The organism is Paraburkholderia tropica (assembly GCF_914484835.1).
GTDB classification, from domain to species: Bacteria; Pseudomonadota; Gammaproteobacteria; order Burkholderiales; family Burkholderiaceae; genus Paraburkholderia; species Paraburkholderia tropica_A.
This window is the reverse complement of sequence record NZ_CAJZAR010000105.1, coordinates 56,557-77,452: the sequence shown is the minus strand read 5'-3', so window position 1 is coordinate 77,452 and position 20,896 is coordinate 56,557. Positions and strand designations below refer to the sequence as shown.

The window sequence follows — 20,896 nt, the reverse complement described above, 5'->3', positions numbered from 1 at the left end:
CGACGCCCGCGCGCGCCGACCGGGCGGCGCATCGAAGGCGCCGGTCGCGCCACCCACGCCGCCCACGCCACCCGCTTCGGCGCCCGCGCCCGTCGACGTCAGCCGCCTCGTGCTCTCGACCTTGCGCACTATCGGCGCGCAGGACGCGGTGCCGCTCGGCTCGCCGTATCCCGACCCGGCGCTGTATCCCTGGCGGCGCATCAACCAGTACGCGAACGCCATCGCGCGCCGCCACGCGAGCTGGAACCTGATCGACGACCTGCCGCCCGGCAATCCCGAACTGATCCGCCAGATCGCGCGCCGCTACGCCGAGAACGGCGCGACCATCGACCCGGATGAGATCGTCATCACCGTGGGCGCGACCGAGGCCATCAACCTGAGTCTGCAAGCCGTGGCGCGTCCCGGCGACACCGTGGCGGTCGAATCGCCCACCTACTACGCGATGCTGCACGCGATCGAGCGTCTGGGCATGCGCGCGATCGAGGTGAGCACGCACCCGGACACCGGCATCGACCTCGACGCGCTCGAACGCGTGCTCGCGCGCCAGAAGGTCGCCGCCTGCATGGTGATGCCGAACTTCCAGAATCCGCTCGGCTTTCGCATGCCGGATGCGAACAAGGCGCGGCTCGTCGAGATCGCGCAGGCGCACGATCTGCCGGTGATCGAGAACGACGTCTATCAGGAGCTGTACTACGGCGAGACGCGGCCTTCGTCGCTCAAGCAGTTCGACACGCGCGGGCTCGTGCTGCATTGCGCGTCGTTTTCGAAGAGTTTGTCGGCTTCGTACCGGATCGGCTGGGCGATGCCGGGGCGCTACCGCGCGCAGGTCGAGAAGCTCAAGTTCCTCAACACGCTCACCACGCCTTCGGTGCCGCAGGTGGCGCTCGCCGACTATCTGCGCCATGATGGCTACGACCGTCATCTGCGCCGATTGCGACGCTTCTACCGGCAGCAGGCGCGGCTCATGACGGCGATGGTCGAGCGTTTCTTTCCGGCGGGCACGCGCACGTCCGATCCACAGGGCGGCTACGTGCTGTGGGTGGAGCTGCCGCCGCGCGTGGATTCGATGCGGCTTTACCAGGCCGCGCTCGCGCAGGGCATCACCATCGGGCCGGGTTATATGTTCTCGATGCGCAACGACTTTCATCACTACATTCGCCTGAACTATAGCTATCCGTGGACCGCGCAGACCGAGGCGGCGCTGAAGACGCTCGGCGAGCTGGCCGCGAAGATGGCCTGAGGAGACACACGATGCACGACGAAGACAACGACGACGACCTGCACAACGGCAATGGCGCGCCGGATGACGAAGCGGGCGAAGCAGGCGAAGTCGATCCCGCGCTGGTCTCGATCCTCGAACAGCTCTGGCGCGCGCATCGCGAGACGCCCGATCGCGAGTGGTCGCTCGCCAAGCTCTCGAAGCAGGCGGGCGTGCCGATGAGCGGCCTGCGCCGCCATCTGACCGGACTCGTCGACAGCGGCCTCGTGGTGACCACGCTCGCCGAGGACGGCACGGGCCGCGCGAGCCTCTCGGAAGACGGCCGCGCGTTCTGCCTGGAGGTGTTCGGCGGCGCGGAACGGTCGGACTGAGCGGAACACGCGGGCACGCCGGGCCTGCATATCAGGCGAGTACCTTAAACGCGCCAAGCGCGTTTGCGCGCGGCGCATTACACTCGCTCGAACTTCATCGTCATCGCCATGGACTATATCGACACCTTGCGGATCTTCCGTTCCGTGGTCGAGGCGCGCAGCTTCACGCGCGCCGCGGACATGCACGGCCTCGCCACGCCGGTCGTCTCGCGCGCGATCGCGCGGCTCGAAAAGCGCCTCGGCAGCCGACTGTTCCACCGCACCACGCGCGCGGTCTCGCTGACCGAAGCCGCCGAGCGCTTCTACGACGGCTGCTGCCGCGTGCTCGACGACCTCGACGCGCTGGAGGCGGGCGCCACCGAGCAGACGCGCGAGGCCAACGGCGTGCTGCGTCTCGTGGCGCACACCACGGCCACGGTGAACCGGCTCGTGCCGCTCATTTCGAGCTTCAAGCGCGCGCATCCGAAGGTCACGCTCGACGTGATGCTGACCGAGCGTCAGGTCGATCTGGTCGCCGACGGCTACGACCTCGGCCTCGTGCTGCCGTTCATGCTCAACAACGACACCACGGTGACGAAGCTGCTCGAACGCATTCCGCTCGCGCTCGTCACCTCGCCTGCGTATCTCGCGGCCACGTCCACGCCGCGCCATCCCGCCGACCTCGCGCAGCACGTTTTCGTGCCGATGCCGCCTTCGCTGCGCAAGCCCACGCTCACGTTTCGCGGCCGCGACGGCGAGGACGACGTGACCGTGCAACTGAAGTACGAAATCGCCTCGAACAACCCCGAGTTCAATCGCGCGATGGTGCTGGAAGGCTTCGGCATCGGCATCTTGCCGAACGCGCTGGTGCAGGAGGATCTGGCGGCGGGCCGCCTCGTCACGCTGCTCGACGATTTTCCGATCAGCGACATGCAGATCGAGATCCGGCTCGCCTACACCTCGCGCACGCTGCTGCCCGCGAAGGTGCGCGCCTTCATCGACCACGCCACGGAATTTTTCGGCGGCGTTACGCATGCCGAGCCGCGCACCCAGGCGCTCGCGGATGCGCAGGCGCAGCAGGTCGACTGAAAAGTAAGCGCGCGCTTCAATCGTCGTGTGAAAGGGATTATTGCCGCCGCGGTCATAATGTGATGCCGCGCGCGGCAGTTGTCGCGGCCCCGCATGCCGTCTAATCTGTGCGTATGCACACTTATGACCGATCCTCGCTCGCGCAGCCGCATTGCACTCCGTCTCTGGAGCACGACGACTGCTTCGCGGTTCGCCAGGCGGCCCGCCATCTCTCGCAGCTTTACGAGCGCCATCTGAGCGCGGCGGGGCTCACGCCGACGCAGTTCAGCATCCTCGGCGCGCTCGGCTCGCTCGGTGCGCTCGGTGCGACAGACCCGGCCGACGGCAAAGCTTCGCTGACGATGGCGCAACTCGCCCGCACGATGGTGATGGAACGCACGACGCTGGTGCGCGCGTTGCGGCCCTTGTTGCGCAGCGGTCTGGTCGCCGATCGGGCAGGCTTGCAGGACGCCGGAGGTGCAGCGGCACGCACGGATTGCCGCCGCCGCGAGGTGTCGCTCACGGCGGCAGGACGCGTGCGGCTGGGCGAGGCGGGCGTGCATTGGCGCGCGGCGCAGGACGAATTCGAGCGCCGTTTCGGTGCGCAGCGCGCGGCGTGGCTCCGGCGCGAATTGCTGCGCATCACGCGGGCGGTGTGACGCGCCGCCATTTTTTTATCTTAAACAGTGCATATACACAGGTGAACGTCATGTCGAGTCCTTCCACTCCTGCCACGGGCGCCGCGCCGCGCGAACGTGCGCGTCTGCCCTGGATGCGCCTCGCGCTCGGCGCCGTGGCGCTCGCGCTCGCGGCGGCGCTCGGCTACTGGTTCCTCGTGCTGCGTTTCGTGCAGTCCACCGACGACGCCTACGTGGGCGGCAACGTCACGGTGATGGCGCCGCGCGTGAGCGGCTTCGTCGCCGAAATCGACGTGCAGGACAACCAGCGTGTGAAGGCCGGGCAAGTGCTGATCCGGCTCGACGCGCGCGACTACGACGCGAAGCTCGCGCAGGCCGACGCCGAACTCGCGAGCGCGCGCGCCGCCGTGGACGAACTCGACGCACGCCGCACGCTGCAAGCCGCCGTCATCAACCAGAGCCAGGCCGAGGCGCGCGCCTCGAACGCCGAACTCACGCGCAGCGCGCAGGACCAGACGCGTTACCGCGCGCTGGTAAAGGACGACGCGGTGTCGAACCAGCTCGTCGAACGCGCCGACGCCGACGCCGCGAAAGCGCAAGCCTCGGTCGCGAAAAGCGGCGCGTCGGTGGTGGCGGCGCAGCGTCAGCTCGACGTGCTGGCCGCGCAGATCGTCGACGCGCAGGCGCGCGTAGCGACCGCCGAAGCGAGCCGCCGTCTCGCCGCGCTCAACGTCGACTACACGACGATCCGCTCGCCGGTGGACGGCTTCATCGGCAATCGCACGGCGCGTGTGGGCATGCTCGCGAACGTGGGCGCGCCGCTGCTGACCGTGGTGCCCGCGTCGGACCTCTGGGTGGACGCGAATTTCAAGGAGGATCAGCTCCGCAAGATGCACGCGGGCGATGCCGCCGACGTCGAACTCGATGCCGCGAGCGGCACGCTGCACGGCCGCGTGGAAAGTCTCGCGCCGGCCACGGGCGCGACCTTCAGCGTGCTGCCGCCCGAAAACGCCACCGGCAACTTCACGAAGATCGTGCAGCGCGTGCCGGTGCGCATCCGCGTGCAGGTGCCGCCGGGCATGGAGGGCGTGCTGCGTCCCGGCCTCTCGGCGACGGTGACGGTGCATCTGGACCGCGGCGCACAGCACGCCGCCGCGCAATGAGCGCTTAAACACGAGGCCAACCGACATGAACGCCCCCGTTTCCGAACTCGAAGCGCGTCCCCCGCTGGCCGCGCGCGAGCTTGTGTCCGAACTCGTGCCCGAACTTGCGCCCGCGCCGCGCGCGCTCCAGCCTCACGAGCAGCCGATGGCGCAGCGCGCTTTCGCGTTCGCGCTGATGTGCATCGGCTTCTTCATGGCCACGCTCGATATCCAGATCGTCGCTTCGTCGCTGCGCGATATCGGCGGCGGACTCTCCGCGAGCCAGGACGAACTCTCGTGGGTGCAGACCGCCTATCTGATCGCCGAAATCATGGTGATTCCGATGTCGGGCTGGCTCTCGAAAGTGTTCTCCACGCGCTGGCTGTTCGTCGGCTCGGCGGTGGGCTTCACGATCACGAGCATGCTGTGCGGCCTCGCGTGGGACATCAATTCGATGATCATCTTTCGCGCGCTGCAAGGCGCGCTCGGCGCGGCGATGATCCCGACCGTGTTCACCACGGCGTTCGTGCTGTTTCCGGGCAAGCAGCGCATCGTCGCGTCGACGACCATCGGCGCGCTCGCCTCGCTCGCGCCCACGCTCGGCCCCGTGATCGGCGGCTGGATCACCGACCAGTGGTCGTGGCACTGGCTGTTCTATCTGAACCTCGTGCCGGGCATCGCCGTGGCTGCGCTGGTGCCGAAATACGTGCACATCGACGAGCCCGATCTCTCGCTGATCAAGCGCGGCGACTATCTGGGCATCGTGCTGATGAGCGCGTTTCTCGGCTGCCTCGAATACGTGCTCGAAGAAGGCCCGCGCAAGAACTGGTTCGGCGACGACGTGATCGTACTTTGCACGTGGATCGCGGCCATCGGCGGCTTTCTGTTCATCGTTCACGCGCTCACCGCGAAAGATCCGATCGTCGATCTGCGCGCGCTTTCAGTACGTAACTTCGGCATCGGCAGCGTGCTGTCGTTCGTGACCGGCATCGGCATTTTCGTGGCCGTGTTTCTCACGCCGCTGTTTCTCGCGGAAGTGCGCGGCTTCAGCTCGTTGCAGATCGGACTCTCGCTGCTCTCGGTGGGCGCGTTTCAGTTGATTGCGCTCGGTTTCTACGCGTTCGCCACGCGCTATTTCAGCATGCGCGCGCTGCTGCTGTTCGGGCTCGTGTGCTTCGGGCTCGGCTGCTATCTCTATGTGCCGCTCACGCACGATTGGGGCTGGCAGCAATTCCTGCTGCCGCAGGCGCTGCGCGGTATCGGCCAGCAGTTCGCGGTGCCGCCCATCGTGACGATGTCGCTCGGGTCGCTGCCGCCTTCGCGGCTGAAGTCGGCGAGCGGGCTGTTCAATCTGATGCGCAATCTGGGCGGCGCGATCGGCATCGCGGTGAGCGCGACCATGCTCAATGACCGCCTGAATTTCCACTATCTGCGTCTGAACGAGAGCGTGACGCACGGCGTGCCGCAGGTCGAATCGCTGCTCGCGGGACGCACGGCGTACTGGTCGGCGATGGCGGGCAACACGCTCGACGCCGCGCAGGCGGGCATCGCGCAACTGCACGCGCTGGTGCTGCGCGAAGCGCTCGTGATGACGTTCTCCGATACGTTTTTCGTGCTCTCGCTGTGCTTCGTGGTGGCGATTGCCTGCGTGGCGTTCTCGCGGCCGATCACGACCGCCGCGCCGCCGCCCGACGCACATTGATTCCGCACTGAGTTCGCACAGAGTTCGCATCGAGTTTCCGAGGTCCAACATGTCACCTTCGACGCTTTCCCATTTGAAGCCGCTTCGTCTCGCGCTGTCGGCACTGGCTGTTGCCGTGCTCGCGGCTTGCGCCGTGCAGCCCGCGCAACATGCCGATTTGCCCGCAACGGTGCACGAGACCGCGCCCGCCGCGTGGCGCATCGACGCCCCGCAGGACGCCATCGACGCCCGCGCCTGGTGGGCGCAATTCGACGATCCGACGCTCGACGCGCTGCTCGGCACGGTGCTGAGCGGCAATCTCGACTTGCAGGCCGCCGTCGAGCGCGTGAAGCAGGCGCAATCGATCACCACGCAAAAGCACGCGGCGCTGCTGCCGCAACTCGACTTCACGGCGCAGGGCGCGTATACGCGGCAGAACACGCCGCCGCCGCTCGGCTACGTGAAGCAGGCGGGCGCGGGTCTCGCGCTGAGCTGGTCGCCCGATGTGTTCGGCGGTGAGCGGCTCGATCTGCTGGCGGCGCAGTCGAATCTCGTCGGCCAGCAGCATGCGCTCGATGCCGTGCGTCTCGCGCTGGCGGCGGATACCGCATCCGCGTATGTCGATTTGCGCTGGGCGCAGGCAGAACTGAAGATTCTTCAGGATAACGTAGGAATACGGCAACGCACCTTGCAGCTCACGCAGGACCGCCTGAAATACGGGCTTTCGACGCAACTCGACGTCACGCGCGCGCAAACGCAGTTGAGCGAGCTTCAGGCGCGCATTCCGCGTGCGCAGGCGAGCATCGACCATCAACTGAATCTGATTGCCGTGTACACGGGCCGCACGCCGGAAGCCGTCGCGCAACTCGCATTGACGACGCCCGCGCCCATTCCGTCCGCGCCCGCGGGCGTGCCGCAATTGCTGCCGTCCGAAGCGCTGCTGCGCCGCCCCGACGTGCAGGCCGCTTACGCCACGGTGCAGCAGCGCGCGGCGGAAGTGGGCGTGGCGCGCGCGGAGCGCTATCCGAAGTTCTCGCTCAATCTCGCGGACGGCGTGCTCGCGGCCTCGTATCTCGGTCTGCCGACGCTCACGGACAACCTGTTCAGCGCGGCACTGAGCGCGACGAGCCCGATCTTCAACGCGGGCCGCATCACCGCCGATATCGAGCAGAGCGAAAGCCGCATGCGCGAATCGCAACTGAAGCTGCAGCAGACGATGCTGCAGGCGCTGCGCGAAGTCGAGGACAGCCGCACCGATCTCGTGAGCACGGCTGCGCAGACGCAGCAGCTGCACGATGCCGTGACGGCATCGGCGCAATCGCTCAAGCTCGCGAATCAGCTTTACAAAGGCGGCGCGACCGATTTTCTCGACGTGCTGAGCGCGCAGCAAACCTGGCTCGCCGACGCCGATCTGCTCAACAACGCGCAGCGCGAACGCGCGCTCGCGGCGGTCGCGCTGTACCGGTCGCTCGGCGGCGGCTGGAGCGAAAGCGGCGAGGTGGTGGCGTCGTCGCCGGGCGCCGCGCGTGGCGGCTGAACCGATGACCGCGCGCTCAGGCCTCGGCGCGCGCGGCGGCGCGCCATTGCGCGGGCGTCATGCCGACGTGGCGCTTGAAGCCGCGCTGGAACGCGGCATCGGATTGATAGCCGACGAATTCGCCGATCTCGGCCACCGGCTGATTGCCCTGCGCGAGCAGACGGCCCGCGAGCGTCATGCGGATATCGGTGAGCACGTCGGCGGCCGAACGTCCGATCGCTTCGTCGAAATGGCGCGCGAAGGTCGCGCGCGACATATGGCAGAGCGCGGCGAGATCGGGCAGCGTCCACGGGCGGCCCGGCGTCTCGAACATGGCGTCGATGGCCGGTTGCAGGCGCGGCTGCCGGGCGAGCGCGAGCAGGCCGCGCGGCGGCGCGTCGGTGCCGCTCGCGTAACGCAGCGTGAGCGCGAACAGCGCGCCCGAAAGATGGTTGACGAGCGAGTCGCTGCCCGGTCCCGCTTCGAGCGCCTCGTCGCGCAGCAGGGCGATCAGGCGCACGAGGCGCTCGGGCGCGTGGCCGCCCGCGGGCGCGCTGTGCACGACGAGACGGCCGGGCAGGTTCTCGCGCAGCAGCCGCTGCGGCACGGCGGGCAGCAGGAAGCGGCCGCACAGGACATCGGTGCGATGCGTGTCGGTCTGGTTTGTCGCGACTTCGAGACCGTTTTCCACGCGCTTTTCTACCGCGGAAGGCGTCTCGCCGCTGCCGTCGTGGAGCACGTGCGCGCCGCCCGCCGGGAACAGCACGATGTCGCCCGCATGCAGCGCGGTGGGCGTGCCGTGCGCGTCCTCGACGATGGCCGAACCCGCGACCAGCACGTGATAGCGGATCTCGCGCGGGCCGGCACCCGGCTCGTCGATGCGCCACGGCGCGCCGAAGTGGCAGCGCACGTCGAGTCGGCCCGCGACGGGCATGAGCGAGAGCAGGCGGCTGAGGATGTCCATGATCGGCGGCGGCGTGGGTGGCTTGCGTGAAAGGACGGTGAGACGATCGAGCATGAATTCGCGCCATTCTGGCATTAAAAGCGTCGGCGTGCGCGCCTAGACTGGCGTCATGCCATCGACGATGGCGGTGCAGCAGAAACGCGATGCCGGGCACCTTCCGCGCGGCGCGCCTTTTCAACGAATTCAGCGAATTCAACGAATCAGGAGTCGATCATGTCCCGTCTTTCTTCCATCAAGCCCGAAGCCGCCACCGGCGCCGCCGCCGAGGTTTTCGCGAAGATCCGCAAGGCCGTCGGCAAGGTGCCGAACGCGTACGCCACCATCGGCACGCATAGCCCGGAAGCGCTCGCCTCGATCCTCGGCGTCGAAGCCGTGCTCGCGGGCGGCTCGCTCTCGAAGCCCGACATCGAAGCCGTGAAGCTCGCCGTAAGCGAAGTGGCGGGCTGTGATTACTGTCTCGCCGCGCACACGCTGGCGGGCAAGTTCGCGGGCCTCGCGCCCGAGACGATGAAGCAGATCCGCGCGGGCGACGCGACCGGCGACGCGAAGCGCGACGCGCTCGTGCACTTCGTGCGCCTGCTCGTGCAAACGCACGGCACGGTCGACGAAGCCGAGGTGCAGGCGATCCGCACCGCGGGTTATACGGAGCGCCAGATCGTCGACATTTCGCTGGCGATTGCGTCGATCACGTTCACGAATCTCGTGAACCGAATCAACGATACGACACTCGATTTTCCGGCCGTCGCGTAAGCCGTTCCATCAGCCGTTCGCCGCGAGGCGAACGAGTAGGTCAAGCGACAGGCCATCCGCGCTGCATGCGCCGCCGACATAAAACGTGCCACGAATCACGAGTATCGATTCGATGAAACCGTTTGGACGTGTGCATATGCATACATAGAATGAAGTCGTGCATGCAGCGGTTTTGTTGTTCCATCGAATGACTCTGGAGAGAACACGATGAGCCTGTCGCAATCCACCTCGAATTCCCCCCTCAATACGAGCACGAACGCCGCGCGCGAGATCGTCCTCTGCCATCCCTTGCGCACGGCGATCGGCGCGTATAACGGCGCGCTCAAGGGCGTGCCCGCCACCGAACTGGGCGCGATCGCGGTGCGCGAAACGCTCGCGCGCGCGAAGCTCGATCCCGCGCTGCTCGGCTCGGTTGTGCTCGGCAACGTGATCCAGGCGGGCAACAAGATGAATCCCGCGCGCCAGGCGGAACTGGGCGGCGGCGTGCCGGTGCAGGTGCCCGCGCTCACGGTGAACCGCGTCTGCGGCTCGGGTGCGCAAGCGGTGGCGAGCGCCGCGCAGGAAGTGCTGCTCGGTCTCGCCGATGTCGCGCTCGCGGGCGGCATGGAGAACATGGACCGCGCGCCGTATCTGCTCGACGGCGGCCGCTGGGGCTATCGCATGGGCAACGCGCAGATTCACGACAGCATGCTGCGCGACGGTCTCGTCGATGCGTTTTCGGGCGAGCATTCGGGCTGGCACACCGAAGACCTCGTGACGAAGGCCGAACTCACGCGCGACGAGCAGGACCGCTGGGCCGCGCGCTCGCAGCAGCGCTTCGCGGCGGCGCAGGCGGCGGGGCGCTTCAAGGAAGAAATCGTCGCCGTGGAGTTGAAGGGCAAGAAGGGCGTGGAGCGTTTCGATACCGACGAAGCGCCGCGCCCCGACACCACCTTCGAGGGGCTCGCGAGGCTCAAGCCCGCGTTCCGCCCGGACGGCACGATCACGGCGGGCAACGCGCCGGGGCTGAACAGCGCGGCCTCGGCGATGCTGGTGGCCGAGCGCGGTTTCGCCGAAGCGCACGGCCTCGCGCCGATGGTGCGGCTCGTCGCGTGGGGCGTGGCGGCGGTCGAGCCGGGCCTGTTCGGCCTCGGGCCGGTGCCCGCCGTGCAGCTCGCGCTGCGGCGCGCGGGCTGGTCGCTCGGCGACGTCGAGCGCTTCGAGATCAACGAGGCCTTCGCGGCGGTGCCGCTCGCGGTCATCAAGCAGCTCGGCATTCCCGCCGACATCGTCAACGTGGAGGGCGGCGCGATCGCGCACGGCCATCCGATTGGCGCGACGGGCGCGATCCTCACCACGCGTCTGGCCTGGTCGATGCAGCGCGACGGCGTGCGCCGGGGCGTCGTGACGCTGTGCATCGGCGGCGGCCAGGGTATCGCGCTCGCGCTCGAGAAAGTATGATGGCCGGGCGCGCGCGTTGGGCGCCACGATGGCTTCGACGCGCGCGCCCATGATCCACGATATCCACGAAACGGCGAACGAAGCACGAGAAGGTGAACGGCGATGACGAAGCGAGTGACGCGCGAAGAATGCAACTGTTTTGCACTGCGGCAGGCGGCGCGATTCGTCACGCAGCTCTATGAGCGCCATCTCGCGCAGGCGGGCGTGACGGCCGCGCAGTTCACGATACTCTCGCGTCTCGCGGGCCGCCCCGACGCCACCGCCGCCGAACTCTCCGACGACCTCGTGATGGACCGCACCACGCTCGTGCGCGCGCTCAAGCCCTTGCAGCGCGACGGCCTCGTGCTCACCGCCGCCGCCGAACACGACACGCGCACGCTCGTCTACCGGCTCTCCGCGAGCGGCCTGCGCCGCTACGACAAGGCGCACGCGCTCTGGCAGGACGCCCAGGCGGAATTCGAAAAGCATATGAAGCGCGACCGCGCGAAGGCGCTGCGCGCCGAACTGTTCGCGCTGACCAAAGCGGCGGCATGATGCGCATTGCGTAAGCGCGCGCCGGCCGGGCGGGCGGCGCTTACGTAGCTTTCAGCCTGGCGGCACCCTCGCAAACACCAGCGTCCCGATCCGGCGCGAAAATGGCATGATGGGGTTCCTGGAGTTCGACGCATCGCCGCCGGGTTCTCATGAGACGAGATCGTCCACCTTTGCCGCATTTCATGCGCGACACCTCGCATCCCGCGTGGCGCGACATCGCGCTGTCCACGCTGCCGGTCGTGCTGTTCTGCATCGCCGTGATCGCCGTGGTCGTGTGGCTCGTCGACCCGGCGCCGCCGCGCGCCATCACCATCAGCGCGGGCCCGCGTGACAGCTCGTTCATGCAGATGGCCGAGGGCTATCGCACGGTCCTCGCGCGCAACGGCGTCAAGCTCAAGATCGTCGAATCCGATGGCTCGGTGCAGAACCTTCAGCGTCTGCTCGATCCCAAATCGAAGGTCGATCTGGCGTTCGTGCAGGGCGGCGTGGCCGACGGCGTGGACACGCGCTCGCTGATGTCGCTCGGCAGCGTGGCCTATCTGCCGATCGTGGTGTTCTATCGCGGCCGTGGACTCACGCAGCTTTCCGATCTCGACGGCAAGCGCATCGCCATCGGCCGCGTGGGCAGCGGCACGCGCGAGCTCTCGCTCAAGCTGCTGCACGCGAACGGCATGGATCCCGGCGGCGACTCCACCTTCCTGCCGCTCGACGGCATGGAGGCGGCCACCGCGCTGGTCTCGAACCGCGTCGACGTCGCCATGCTCAGCGGCGATTCCACCACGCGCACGCTGATGCTGCGCCTCTTGAACATACCCGGTATTTCGGTGATGAGCTTCGAGGAATCGGCCGCGTATACGCGGCTCTTTCCGTATCTGGAGGGCATCGACCTGCCGCCCGGCGTGCTCGATCTGCGCCGCCGCGTGCCGCCGCAAACCGTGCATCTGATCGGGCCGACCGTGGAGATCGTCGCGCGCGACACGCTGCATCCGGCCATCTCCGATCTGCTGATCGAGGCCGCGAGCGAGGTGAACGGCGTGCCCGGGCTGATGCAGCGCGCGGGCGAATTTCCGAGCCCGGTGGCGCACGATTTCCGCATCAGCGAAGACGCCACGCGCTACTACAAGTCGGGCAAGAGCTTTCTCTATCGCACCTTGCCGTTCTGGCTCGCGAGCGTGGCCGACCGTCTGCTCGTGCTGCTGCTGCCGCTCGCGGTGCTGGTGTTTCCGGCGCTGCGCGCGATTCCCGCGATGTACCGCTGGCGCGTGCGCTCGCGCATCTATCGCTATTACGGTGCGCTGATCGCCATCGAGCGCGACGCGCTCAAGCACACCAACGAAGCGGAACGTCATGCGCTGATCGAGGAGCTCGACGAGATCGAGCGTTCGCTCAACACGCTGCGCATGCCGCTCGCGTACGCCGATGCGTTCTATGTGCTGCGCGAGCATATCGGTTTCGTGCGCATGCATCTCGTGCCGAAGCAGCGCCGCACCGCGCACGCAGAGCATTGATTCGACACTACGCTTCGATGCCGCGCGGATTGTTGCGTTCGGCGCATTCGACAGCTTCATTGATACGTCTCCTGAAACGCCGCGCTTTCGCGTGTGCGCAATTGACATCGCCGCCGCGCGCCCTTTATTTTGGGCCGGTACGTTTTGCGCGCAGCCTGGTGCACAAGTGCGCTATATAGCAGTACGTCGCGGCTGCGCGCATCGTCTGGATTCGTGCTGCGACGTTGCGACGTCATGCGCTGCATAGGGCAGGGCGCATCGCCTCGTGCGTCATGGCAAGCGTCACAGCAAGCCTCACAACCTGCATTGCATCGAGCATCACATCGTGCCCATCAGCAACCAGGAGGACCGTTACGTGAAATCGTCCGGTGTACGCCAGCGTGCTGCCTGGCTCATGTGCGCCGCGCTCGCGGCCGCACCGCTTTTCGTCGGCCCGGCCGGGCCCGGCGTCGCGCTCGCGCAGAACGCCGCGCATCTGTCGAATCAGCAACTCGATGCGCTCACCGCGCCCGTCGCGCTCTATCCCGATGCGCTGCTCGCGCAGGTGCTGATGGCCACCACGTTCCCGCAGGACGTGCAGGCCGCGGCGGCATGGTCGAAGGCCAATCCGAAGTTGCAGGGCGACGACGCCGTGAAGGCCGTGGCCTCGCAGCCGTGGGACCCGAGCGTGCAGTCGCTGGTGGCGTTTCCGCAGGTGCTGGCGACCATGGAGTCGAAGCCCGAGTGGGTCGAGCAGATCGGCACGGCGTTTCTCGCGCAGCCCAACGACGTGATGGATTCGGTGCAGCGTCTGCGCGCGCAGGCGCAGAAGGCGGGCAACCTCAAGTCGAACGAGCAGCAGAAGGTGGTCGTGCAGCAGGCGCCCAGCAGCACCACGCAGACCATCGTGATCGAACCGGCGAATCCGCAGGTGGTGTACGTGCCGACCTATAACCCGACGGTGGTGTACGGCACGTGGCCGTATCCGGCGTATCCGCCTGTCTATATGCCGCCGCCTCCGGGCTACGCGCTCGCCACCGGCTTCGTCAGCGGGCTCGCGTTCGGCGCGGGCGTGGCGGTCGCCAATTCGTTGTGGGGCGGCTTCGGCTGGAATTCGCATGACGTGAACATCAACGTCAATCGCTACAACAACATCAACGTCAACAACCGCATCAACACGACCAACGGCACGGCGAACTGGAATCGCAACGCCAATGTCGAGCGCCGCAACGCGAACATCAACAACGCGAATCTGAACGGCCAGCGCAACAACTTCCGCGGCTACGACCAGTCGCGCTCGCAGGCCATGCAGACCTTGCAGAACCGCACCGGGCAGAACATGGGCGGCAACGCGAGCGAGCGTTTGCAAGGCATTCAGCAGGGCGGCAACCGGGCTGGCGCGAACGGCGGCGGCAATGCGCTGAATAACCGCGGCGAAGGCGGTCGTGCGGGCGGGCAGGGTGCGCAAGGCGGACGCGTCGGTGGCCAGGGCGGCACGCAGAACAACGCCGCGAACCGCGCGCAGAACGCGAACCGCCAGAACGACATTGGCAACCGCGCGCAGAACGCGAACCGCCAGAACGACATCGGCAACCGCGCGCAGAACGCGAACCGCGACAACGCATTGCGCGGCGCGGGCGACGGCGGCGCCGCGCGCGCCGATGCGCAGCGCGGCCAGCAGAGCCGTCAGGCGCTGCAGAACCGCGGCGGTGGAGGCGGCGGCTTCAGCGGCGCGCAATCCGGCGGCGCGCGGCCCTCATTCGGCGGCGGCGGCGGTGGAGGCGGCGGCCGGATGGGCGCAGGCGGTGGCGGCGAACGCCACATGGGCCGTCACCGTTGAACCCCGACAGGAGACTCGCGATGATCCGCAATCAAGCACGCCGTTTGCCGCAAGGCGCGCCGCGCCGCGCCTTCGGCTGGGTTCGCGCGGGCGCGTCGGCTGCCGCCGCGCTCGCGTTCGCGCTGGGTGCCGCACCCGCCGCGTTCGCCCAGGCCGTCTATCCCACGCCCGACGCCGCCGCCGAAGCGTTCACGAACGCGCTCGCCAGCAACGACCACGAAGCGATGAAGCACGTGCTCGGCGGCGACTTCGAGCAGTTCATTCCCACCCAGAACATCGGCCGCGACGATATCGACGACTTCCTCGGCGCCTGGTCCAAGGGTCACGAGGTCGTGCCCGATTCGCCGCCGGTCGCGGGCAAGGCGAGCGCGCATCTGGCCGTCGGCGATAGCGGCTGGACGCTGCCGATTCCGATCGTGCAGGGCGCGGGCGGCTGGCGCTTCGATCCGCGCGAAGGCGCGACCGAAGTGCTCACGCGCCGCATCGGCCGCAACGAGCGCTCGGCGATGCTCACCGCGCTCGCCTATGTCGACGCCCAGAACGAATACAAAGGCCAGATGCAGCACTACGCGCAGCGCCTCGTGAGCACGCCCGGCACGCACGACGGCCTTTACTGGCCGGCCGGCGAAGGCGACACCGAAAGCCCGCTCGGCCCGCTCGCCGAGACCATGCCGCACGACGCGAAGATCTCGCCGAAGGACGGCTATCACGGCTATCACTTCCGCATCCTCACGGCGCAGGGCGCGCACGCGGGCGGCGGTGCGCGCAGCTATGTGCAGAACGGCCAGTTGACGGGCGGTTTCGCGCTGGTGGCGTGGCCGGCGCAGTACGGCAAGACGGGCGTGATGAGCTTTATCGTCAACCAGGACGGCAAGCTCTATCAGAAGAATCTGGGGCCGAACGGCGCGCGCGTCGCGGCGTCGCTGAAGGCCTTCGATCCCGATCCGTCGTGGCAGCCCACGTCGCCTTGAGCGGGTGCGCGGGCGACTCGCCCGCGCTTCCCTTGCCGGATTTCAACGCCCGCTTACGATAAATCGGGCAGAATCGTTGCGGAGTGGGATGCGGCTCGACGCAGCCGCCCCGCTTGCGCCTGAGGCTGGAGCGGCGCGGCGCCCGTCTGAAGCCGGGCACGCGGATTGCTGTACCTCAGCGCAAACTCTCATTCGTGTGGAGATAACGACATGCAACGACGCAACTTCATGCTTTCGGCGGCCGCGGCGCTCGCCACCGGCGGTTTCGCGCTCGCCGGCTGTACGACCACAGGTACGAACACCTCGAACGCGGCGACGGATATGTCGAAGCGCCAGTCGATCGACGCCAGCGTCGATAACGCCATGACCAAGCTGTACTCGACGGTACCGGGTTCGCACGAACTGATCGCCAAGTCGCGCGGCGTGCTGGTGTTCCCGTCGGTGCTGCAAGCCGGCTTCATCGTCGGCGCGCAATACGGCGAAGGTGCGCTGCGCGTGGGCGGCGCGACCTCGGGCTACTACAGCACCGTGTCGGGTTCGTTCGGACTGCAGGCGGGGGCGCAGTCGAAGGCCATCATCTTCGCCTTCATGACGCAGGACGCACTCGAAAAATTCCGCTCCACCGACGGCTGGGCCGCGGGCGCCGACGCTTCGGTCGCGCTCGTGACGATCGGCGCGAACGGCGCGGTCGACACCAACACGGCCACGCATCCGGTCGAAGTGTTCGTGATGACCAACGCGGGCCTGATGGCCGACGTCTCGCTCGCGGGCACCAAGGTCTCGCGTTTGAAGATTTAAGGCGGACGCCGGCCCGCGGGCTGGCGGCGCATGTAAAAAGGGCAAGGCGAAACGCCTTGCCCTTTCTTTTTTACAGCGACGAAGTTGCCATCGTCGGCGCACCGAACCCGAACCGACCGACTGCCGCCGACCGCGATCACGCCGTTTATGCCACTTGTGCCGTACACGTCCAAAGTTAGCGTAATATATCAACGGACATAACGGGGCGGAATCTCGCGGGCGTGTCATCCGAAGCGGCGCGCCGCCCTCCGAATCGGGAGACAGGCGATGTTCATCCGTCAACTCAACTACCTCGTGACGTTGGCCAGGGAGCAGCATTTCGCGCGCGCCGCGGAACTCTGCAACGTCACGCAGCCAGCGCTTTCGTCCGCGATACGCAGCCTCGAAAACGAACTCGGGCTCGTGATCGTGCGGCGCGGCCGCCGCTTTCTCGGTCTCACCGAGGAGGGCGAACGCGTGCTCGGCTGGGCGCGGCAGACCATCGCGGCGCTCGATCACATGCGGCAGGACGTCTGCGCGTCGAATCTGCTGACCGGCACGGTGCGAATTGGCGTGATTCCCACGACGATGCCGGTCGTGAGCATGCTGATCTCGACCTGTCGCGAGGCGCATCCGAGGCTGAGCTTCGCGGTGCGCTCGCTGAGTTCGGACGCCATCCTGCGGCAGCTCGACGACTACGAACTCGACATCGGCTTCACCTATCTCGACGATCACACGCAGGCCGGGTTCGAAGTGCATTCGCTGTATCGCGAGCGCTACGTGCTCGTGTCGCCATCGGGAACCGGCAAGAGTCTGTGCTCGGGCGCGCGCCGCTGGGACGCATTGGGCGAATTGCAATTCGGTCTTCTGGATTCCTCAATGCAGAATCGTCAGGTGATCAACGCAGCGTTCCGTCGCGCGGGCGTTCAACCCAAAGTCGTGCTCGAAGCCGATTCGCTGCTCACGCTGATGTCGAACGTGCAGCATGCGGGTCTTCACACGGTGCTGCCGCATAGCGTGCTGAGCGTCATGGACGGCACGCAGCGCGATGCGGTGACGCCGCTCGAACCCGAACTCACGCGCGAGATCGGCCTGATCGCGCGCGATCTGCCGTCGCGTCCGCCGCTCGTCGCGGCGCTGTGGAAAGCTGCGAAACACCTTGATTTACAGGCCCGTTTCGATGCCTTCATCGAGCGGCCGCGCGTGTCCGTCGAAGCGTCGGCGGCCGTTTGATAAGTCTCGCTTATCAGCTCATACATCGAAAGAATTGGATCGCTATCGAGCTTCTCGTCGACACTCTGACCGTCGATCGATCGCATGCAGCGCGGTCGTACAGCCGGCGGCGCCAAGGGCCACCGGATTCTCGCCCCTCAGAGTGGAGACAACATCGTGGCAAAAATTGTTTGTGTGCTTTACGACGATCCGGTCAACGGTATGCCGAAGCAATACGCGCGCGACTCGCTTCCTGAAATCACGCGCTATCCCGACGGACAAACCACGCCGACGCCGCGCGCCATCGACTTCACGCCGGGCCATTTGCTCGGTTGCGTGTCGGGCGAACTGGGCCTGCGCCAATATCTGGAATCGCACGATCATCAACTCGTGGTGACGTCGAGCAAGGACGGCGCGGACAGCGTGCTCGACCGCGAACTGCACGACGCCGAAATCGTGATCTCGCAGCCGTTCTGGCCGGCCTATATGACGGCCGAGCGCATCGCGAAGGCGAAGAAGCTCAAGATGATCGTCACCGCCGGCATCGGTTCGGATCACACCGATTTGCAGGCCGCGATGGATCGCGGCATCACCGTGGCGGAAGTCACCTATTGCAACAGCAATAGCGTGGCTGAGCACGTGGTGATGACGACGCTCGCGCTCGTGCGCAACTATATTCCCTCGCATAACTGGGCCAATAACGGCGGCTGGAATATCGCCGATTGCGTCGAGCGCTCGTACGATATCGAGGGCATGCACGTGGGCACGGTGGCGGCGGGCCGCATCGGTTTGCGCGTGCTGCGTCTGCTCAAGCCGTTCGACATGAAGCTGCATTATCTCGATCGTCACCGTCTGCCGGAGTCGGTGGAGAAGGAACTCAATCTCACGCATCACACGAGCCTCGAAAGCCTCACGCGTGTGTGCGACGTGGTCACGCTGAATTGCCCGCTGCATCCCGAAACCGAGCACATGATCAATGCGCAGACGCTGAAGCATTTCAAGCGCGGCGCGTATCTGATCAACACGGCGCGCGGCAAGCTCTGCGATCGCGACGCGATTGTCGACGCGCTGAAAAGCGGCCAGCTGGCGGGCTATGGCGGCGACGTGTGGTTCCCGCAGCCCGCGCCGGCCGATCATCCGTGGCGCAGCATGCCGAATCAGGGCATGACGCCGCATATCTCCGGCACCAGCCTTTCCGCGCAGGCGCGCTACGCGGCGGGCACGCGCGAAATTCTCGAATGCTATTTCGAGGGCCGTCCGATTCGCGATGAATATCTGATCGTGCAAGGCGGCAAGCTTGCCGGTGTGGGCGCGCACTCGTACAGCGCGGGCAACGCGACGAAGGGCTCGGAAGAAGCGGCCCGCTTCAAGGTGGCCTGATCGCCGATGACGACTCCGTCCGCCGCATCCGCGAGCGCCAACGGAGCCTCGACGTGGCGCACCCAGGCGGGCGGCATGCTGCTTGCCGGCCTGGGCGCATTCGTTGCGTTGGCGCTCGTGGGCGTGTTGGCGCAAGAGACCTCGGAACCGTGGATTCTCGGTTCATTCGGGGCGACCTGCGTGCTGCTGTTTGGCTTTCCGTCCAGCCCGTTTTCGCAGCCGCGAAACATCATTGGAGGACATGTTCTGACTTCGCTGACGGGCCTGCTTTGTCTGCATCTGTTCGGACCCGGCACGATGCCGATGGCGATCGCCGCTGCTTGCGCGCTGATGTTGATGATGCTGACGCGAACGGTTCATCCGCCCGCCGGAAGCAATCCGGTCATTATCTTCGCCGCGCAACCGGGCTGGTCTTTCCTGGTACTCCCAACGATGTTAGGCGCTGTGATGCTGGTTGTGATCGGCTGGATTTACTGGTCGGTCGTCCGGCGCGGGGCGTGGCCGCATCGGGCGAAGTGATGCGTGAAGTTCGTGATGACGCCGGCGCGGAGGAGTTCTCTGCGCCGGCGCATCAGCAATGCGATTACAACGCGGGGTTATCCCTCAAGCCGGTTCTCGCGCGCAATCGCTTCCGTTACGGCCAAAAAATTCGCAATATCGCTCGGCGCGTGGCAATGCAACGGCGAGATGCGCACCGCGCCGTCGAGCTTGAACGACTTCAACATGCGCCCGGAATAGAGGCTCGTTGCGATCCGCTCGTAGACGATCACGCCGCGTTCTTCATACGCGCGCACGGCGGCGGTCGGATCGAGATGATCGAAGCCGATGCCCGCAATCAGATCGCGGCGCGTGAGGTCGTCGTGATCCCAGAACACGCTGACGCCTTCGATGGCGCGCAGCCCGCGCTGCTCGCCCACGCCTTCGAGCAACAAGGCAAGCAGGGCGCGCTCGTGCATTTCGATGCGCTGCATGCCTTGCACGAACAACTCGCGCCGGTCGTCGGCGTCGCTGAATTGCGCGCCGATCCACGTCACGTAATCGACGATTGCGCTCACCACGGCGAACTGCGCGGGCGCGGGGCTGCCGAGTTCCCAGACGCCGTTTTCCTTGGCGGCGAGCCGATGATGCGGAAGCGTCGCGAGCCGTTCCGAGAGCCATGTCACGCCCGCGCCGCGGCAGCCGAAGAACTTGTACGGCGCGAAGTTGATGCCGTCCACGGGCGTTTTTTGCAGGTCGATGACCGCGTGCGGCGCATGCTGAACCGCGTCGACGATGATGAAGAGATCGGGCTTGCGCGCACGCGCACGTTCGACGATCGCGGCGATATCCAGCTTCGCGCCCGAAATATTCGAGGCATACATCACGCTCAGTAGCGCGGTATCGTCGTCGATGAGCGAGACGATGGCATCGACATCGACGCCGCCGGTTTCGGCATTGCTGGGCGCGACGCGCAGCGTTTTGCCGGTGCGCTCGCAGTACATCGTCATCGCATCGAAGGACGACGGATGTTCGAGTATGGTCGTCACGGCGTTCGTGCCCGGCACGTTCTCCATGACGGCGCGCACCATCTCGAACATCGCCACCGATGCGGTCAGCGAAAGATACACGCTGCCGTTGCGTGCGTTAAGAATACGGCGCACGTCGTCTTCACCGCGCGTTTGAATGTCCTGCAACACGAGCGCGCGTTCGTGAATGCGCTCGGGACAATCGGGCAATGCATCGACCTGGGCGAAGGCTTCCAGCGCCGATTTCAAACGGAATGAACCGCCGGCATTATCGAAGAAGAGACGCGCACGGCCGTCGATATCGTGATCGACAAAATGAAAGCGGCGCTTGATTTCCTCCATGATCGAATCGGAAAACAACTGCCCGCGAATACGGCTCATCTCATTTGCTCCTCGTTCCATGATTGCTGTTCCTGACTAAT

The 20,896-nt window shown here is 66.5% G+C and carries 19 protein-coding genes; 17 read left to right on the top strand and 2 right to left on the bottom strand.

Translation table 11 applies throughout. The features are described from left to right. The 7 genes from LDO54_RS37790 to LDO54_RS37760 form a co-directional block, all read left to right on the top strand. Positions 1-1,240: PLP-dependent aminotransferase family protein (locus LDO54_RS37790; protein ID WP_224018122.1), on the top strand; the 1,240-nt coding region annotated here is incomplete at its 5' end. A gap of 11 nt (positions 1,241-1,251) precedes the next feature. After that, positions 1,252-1,590: a helix-turn-helix domain-containing protein gene (locus tag LDO54_RS37785; protein WP_224018121.1), complete on the top strand. Its 339-nt coding sequence runs from the start codon at positions 1,252-1,254 to the stop codon at positions 1,588-1,590. A gap of 108 nt (positions 1,591-1,698) precedes the next feature. Beyond that, the gene (locus tag LDO54_RS37780) at positions 1,699-2,658 is read left to right on the top strand and encodes a LysR family transcriptional regulator (protein ID WP_224018119.1); all 960 of its coding nucleotides are present in this window, start codon (positions 1,699-1,701) and stop codon (positions 2,656-2,658) included. A gap of 113 nt (positions 2,659-2,771) precedes the next feature. Further along, complete coding sequence (locus LDO54_RS37775) at positions 2,772-3,296, top strand: MarR family winged helix-turn-helix transcriptional regulator (RefSeq protein WP_224018117.1); 525 nt, start codon at positions 2,772-2,774, stop codon at positions 3,294-3,296. A 50-nt stretch (positions 3,297-3,346) separates the two neighbouring features. Continuing rightward, positions 3,347-4,438, top strand: a complete 1,092-nt coding sequence (locus tag LDO54_RS37770) for an HlyD family secretion protein (protein ID WP_224018115.1) — start codon at positions 3,347-3,349, stop codon at positions 4,436-4,438. A gap of 145 nt (positions 4,439-4,583) precedes the next feature. Further along, a complete protein-coding gene (locus LDO54_RS37765; RefSeq protein WP_224018133.1) occupies positions 4,584-6,119 on the top strand; it encodes a DHA2 family efflux MFS transporter permease subunit in 1,536 nt (511 codons plus the stop codon). Positions 6,120-6,168: 49 nt separating this feature from the next. After that, complete coding sequence (locus tag LDO54_RS37760; RefSeq protein ID WP_224018113.1) at positions 6,169-7,635, top strand: efflux transporter outer membrane subunit; 1,467 nt, start codon at positions 6,169-6,171, stop codon at positions 7,633-7,635. Positions 7,636-7,651: 16 nt separating this feature from the next. On the opposite strand, the gene LDO54_RS37755 is transcribed toward LDO54_RS37760, so the two are convergent. Beyond that, positions 7,652-8,632 (bottom strand): AraC family transcriptional regulator, encoded by a 981-nt coding sequence (locus LDO54_RS37755; RefSeq protein WP_224018111.1) that lies wholly within the window; start codon positions 8,630-8,632, stop codon positions 7,652-7,654. Positions 8,633-8,791: 159 nt separating this feature from the next. Between LDO54_RS37755 and LDO54_RS37750 the strand changes: the two genes are divergently transcribed. The 10 genes from LDO54_RS37750 to LDO54_RS37705 all read left to right on the top strand — a co-directional run bounded on the left by LDO54_RS37750 (position 8,792) and on the right by LDO54_RS37705 (position 19,488). Further along, complete coding sequence (locus LDO54_RS37750; protein WP_224018110.1) at positions 8,792-9,328, top strand: carboxymuconolactone decarboxylase family protein; 537 nt, start codon at positions 8,792-8,794, stop codon at positions 9,326-9,328. A 207-nt stretch (positions 9,329-9,535) separates the two neighbouring features. Beyond that, a complete protein-coding gene (locus LDO54_RS37745; protein WP_224018108.1) occupies positions 9,536-10,768 on the top strand; it encodes a thiolase family protein in 1,233 nt (410 codons plus the stop codon). Between the two features lie 102 nt (positions 10,769-10,870). Further along, positions 10,871-11,302, top strand: a complete 432-nt coding sequence (locus LDO54_RS37740; protein WP_065064334.1) for a MarR family winged helix-turn-helix transcriptional regulator — start codon at positions 10,871-10,873, stop codon at positions 11,300-11,302. 149 nt (positions 11,303-11,451) lie between these two features. Continuing rightward, a complete protein-coding gene (locus tag LDO54_RS37735) occupies positions 11,452-12,810 on the top strand; it encodes a TAXI family TRAP transporter solute-binding subunit (RefSeq protein WP_224018106.1) in 1,359 nt (452 codons plus the stop codon). A gap of 394 nt (positions 12,811-13,204) precedes the next feature. Beyond that, a complete protein-coding gene (locus tag LDO54_RS37730; RefSeq protein WP_224018131.1) occupies positions 13,205-14,629 on the top strand; it encodes a DUF3300 domain-containing protein in 1,425 nt (474 codons plus the stop codon). A 20-nt stretch (positions 14,630-14,649) separates the two neighbouring features. Further along, entirely contained in the window at positions 14,650-15,600 is a 951-nt protein-coding gene (locus tag LDO54_RS37725) for a DUF2950 domain-containing protein (RefSeq protein ID WP_224018103.1), read from the top strand. Between the two features lie 210 nt (positions 15,601-15,810). After that, positions 15,811-16,398 (top strand): BPSL1445 family SYLF domain-containing lipoprotein, encoded by a 588-nt coding sequence (locus LDO54_RS37720; RefSeq protein WP_224018101.1) that lies wholly within the window; start codon positions 15,811-15,813, stop codon positions 16,396-16,398. Positions 16,399-16,665: 267 nt separating this feature from the next. Continuing rightward, positions 16,666-17,610, top strand: a complete 945-nt coding sequence (locus LDO54_RS37715) for a LysR family transcriptional regulator (protein WP_224018098.1) — start codon at positions 16,666-16,668, stop codon at positions 17,608-17,610. Between the two features lie 156 nt (positions 17,611-17,766). Beyond that, complete coding sequence (locus LDO54_RS37710; protein WP_224018096.1) at positions 17,767-18,969, top strand: NAD-dependent formate dehydrogenase; 1,203 nt, start codon at positions 17,767-17,769, stop codon at positions 18,967-18,969. A gap of 6 nt (positions 18,970-18,975) precedes the next feature. Then, entirely contained in the window at positions 18,976-19,488 is a 513-nt protein-coding gene (locus tag LDO54_RS37705; protein ID WP_224018094.1) for an HPP family protein, read from the top strand. Positions 19,489-19,565: 77 nt separating this feature from the next. Here LDO54_RS37705 and LDO54_RS37700 read toward each other — a convergent pair whose 3' ends face one another. Continuing rightward, positions 19,566-20,855, bottom strand: a complete 1,290-nt coding sequence (locus LDO54_RS37700; RefSeq protein ID WP_224018093.1) for an aminotransferase class V-fold PLP-dependent enzyme — start codon at positions 20,853-20,855, stop codon at positions 19,566-19,568. Positions 20,856-20,896: the final 41 nt, after the last annotated feature.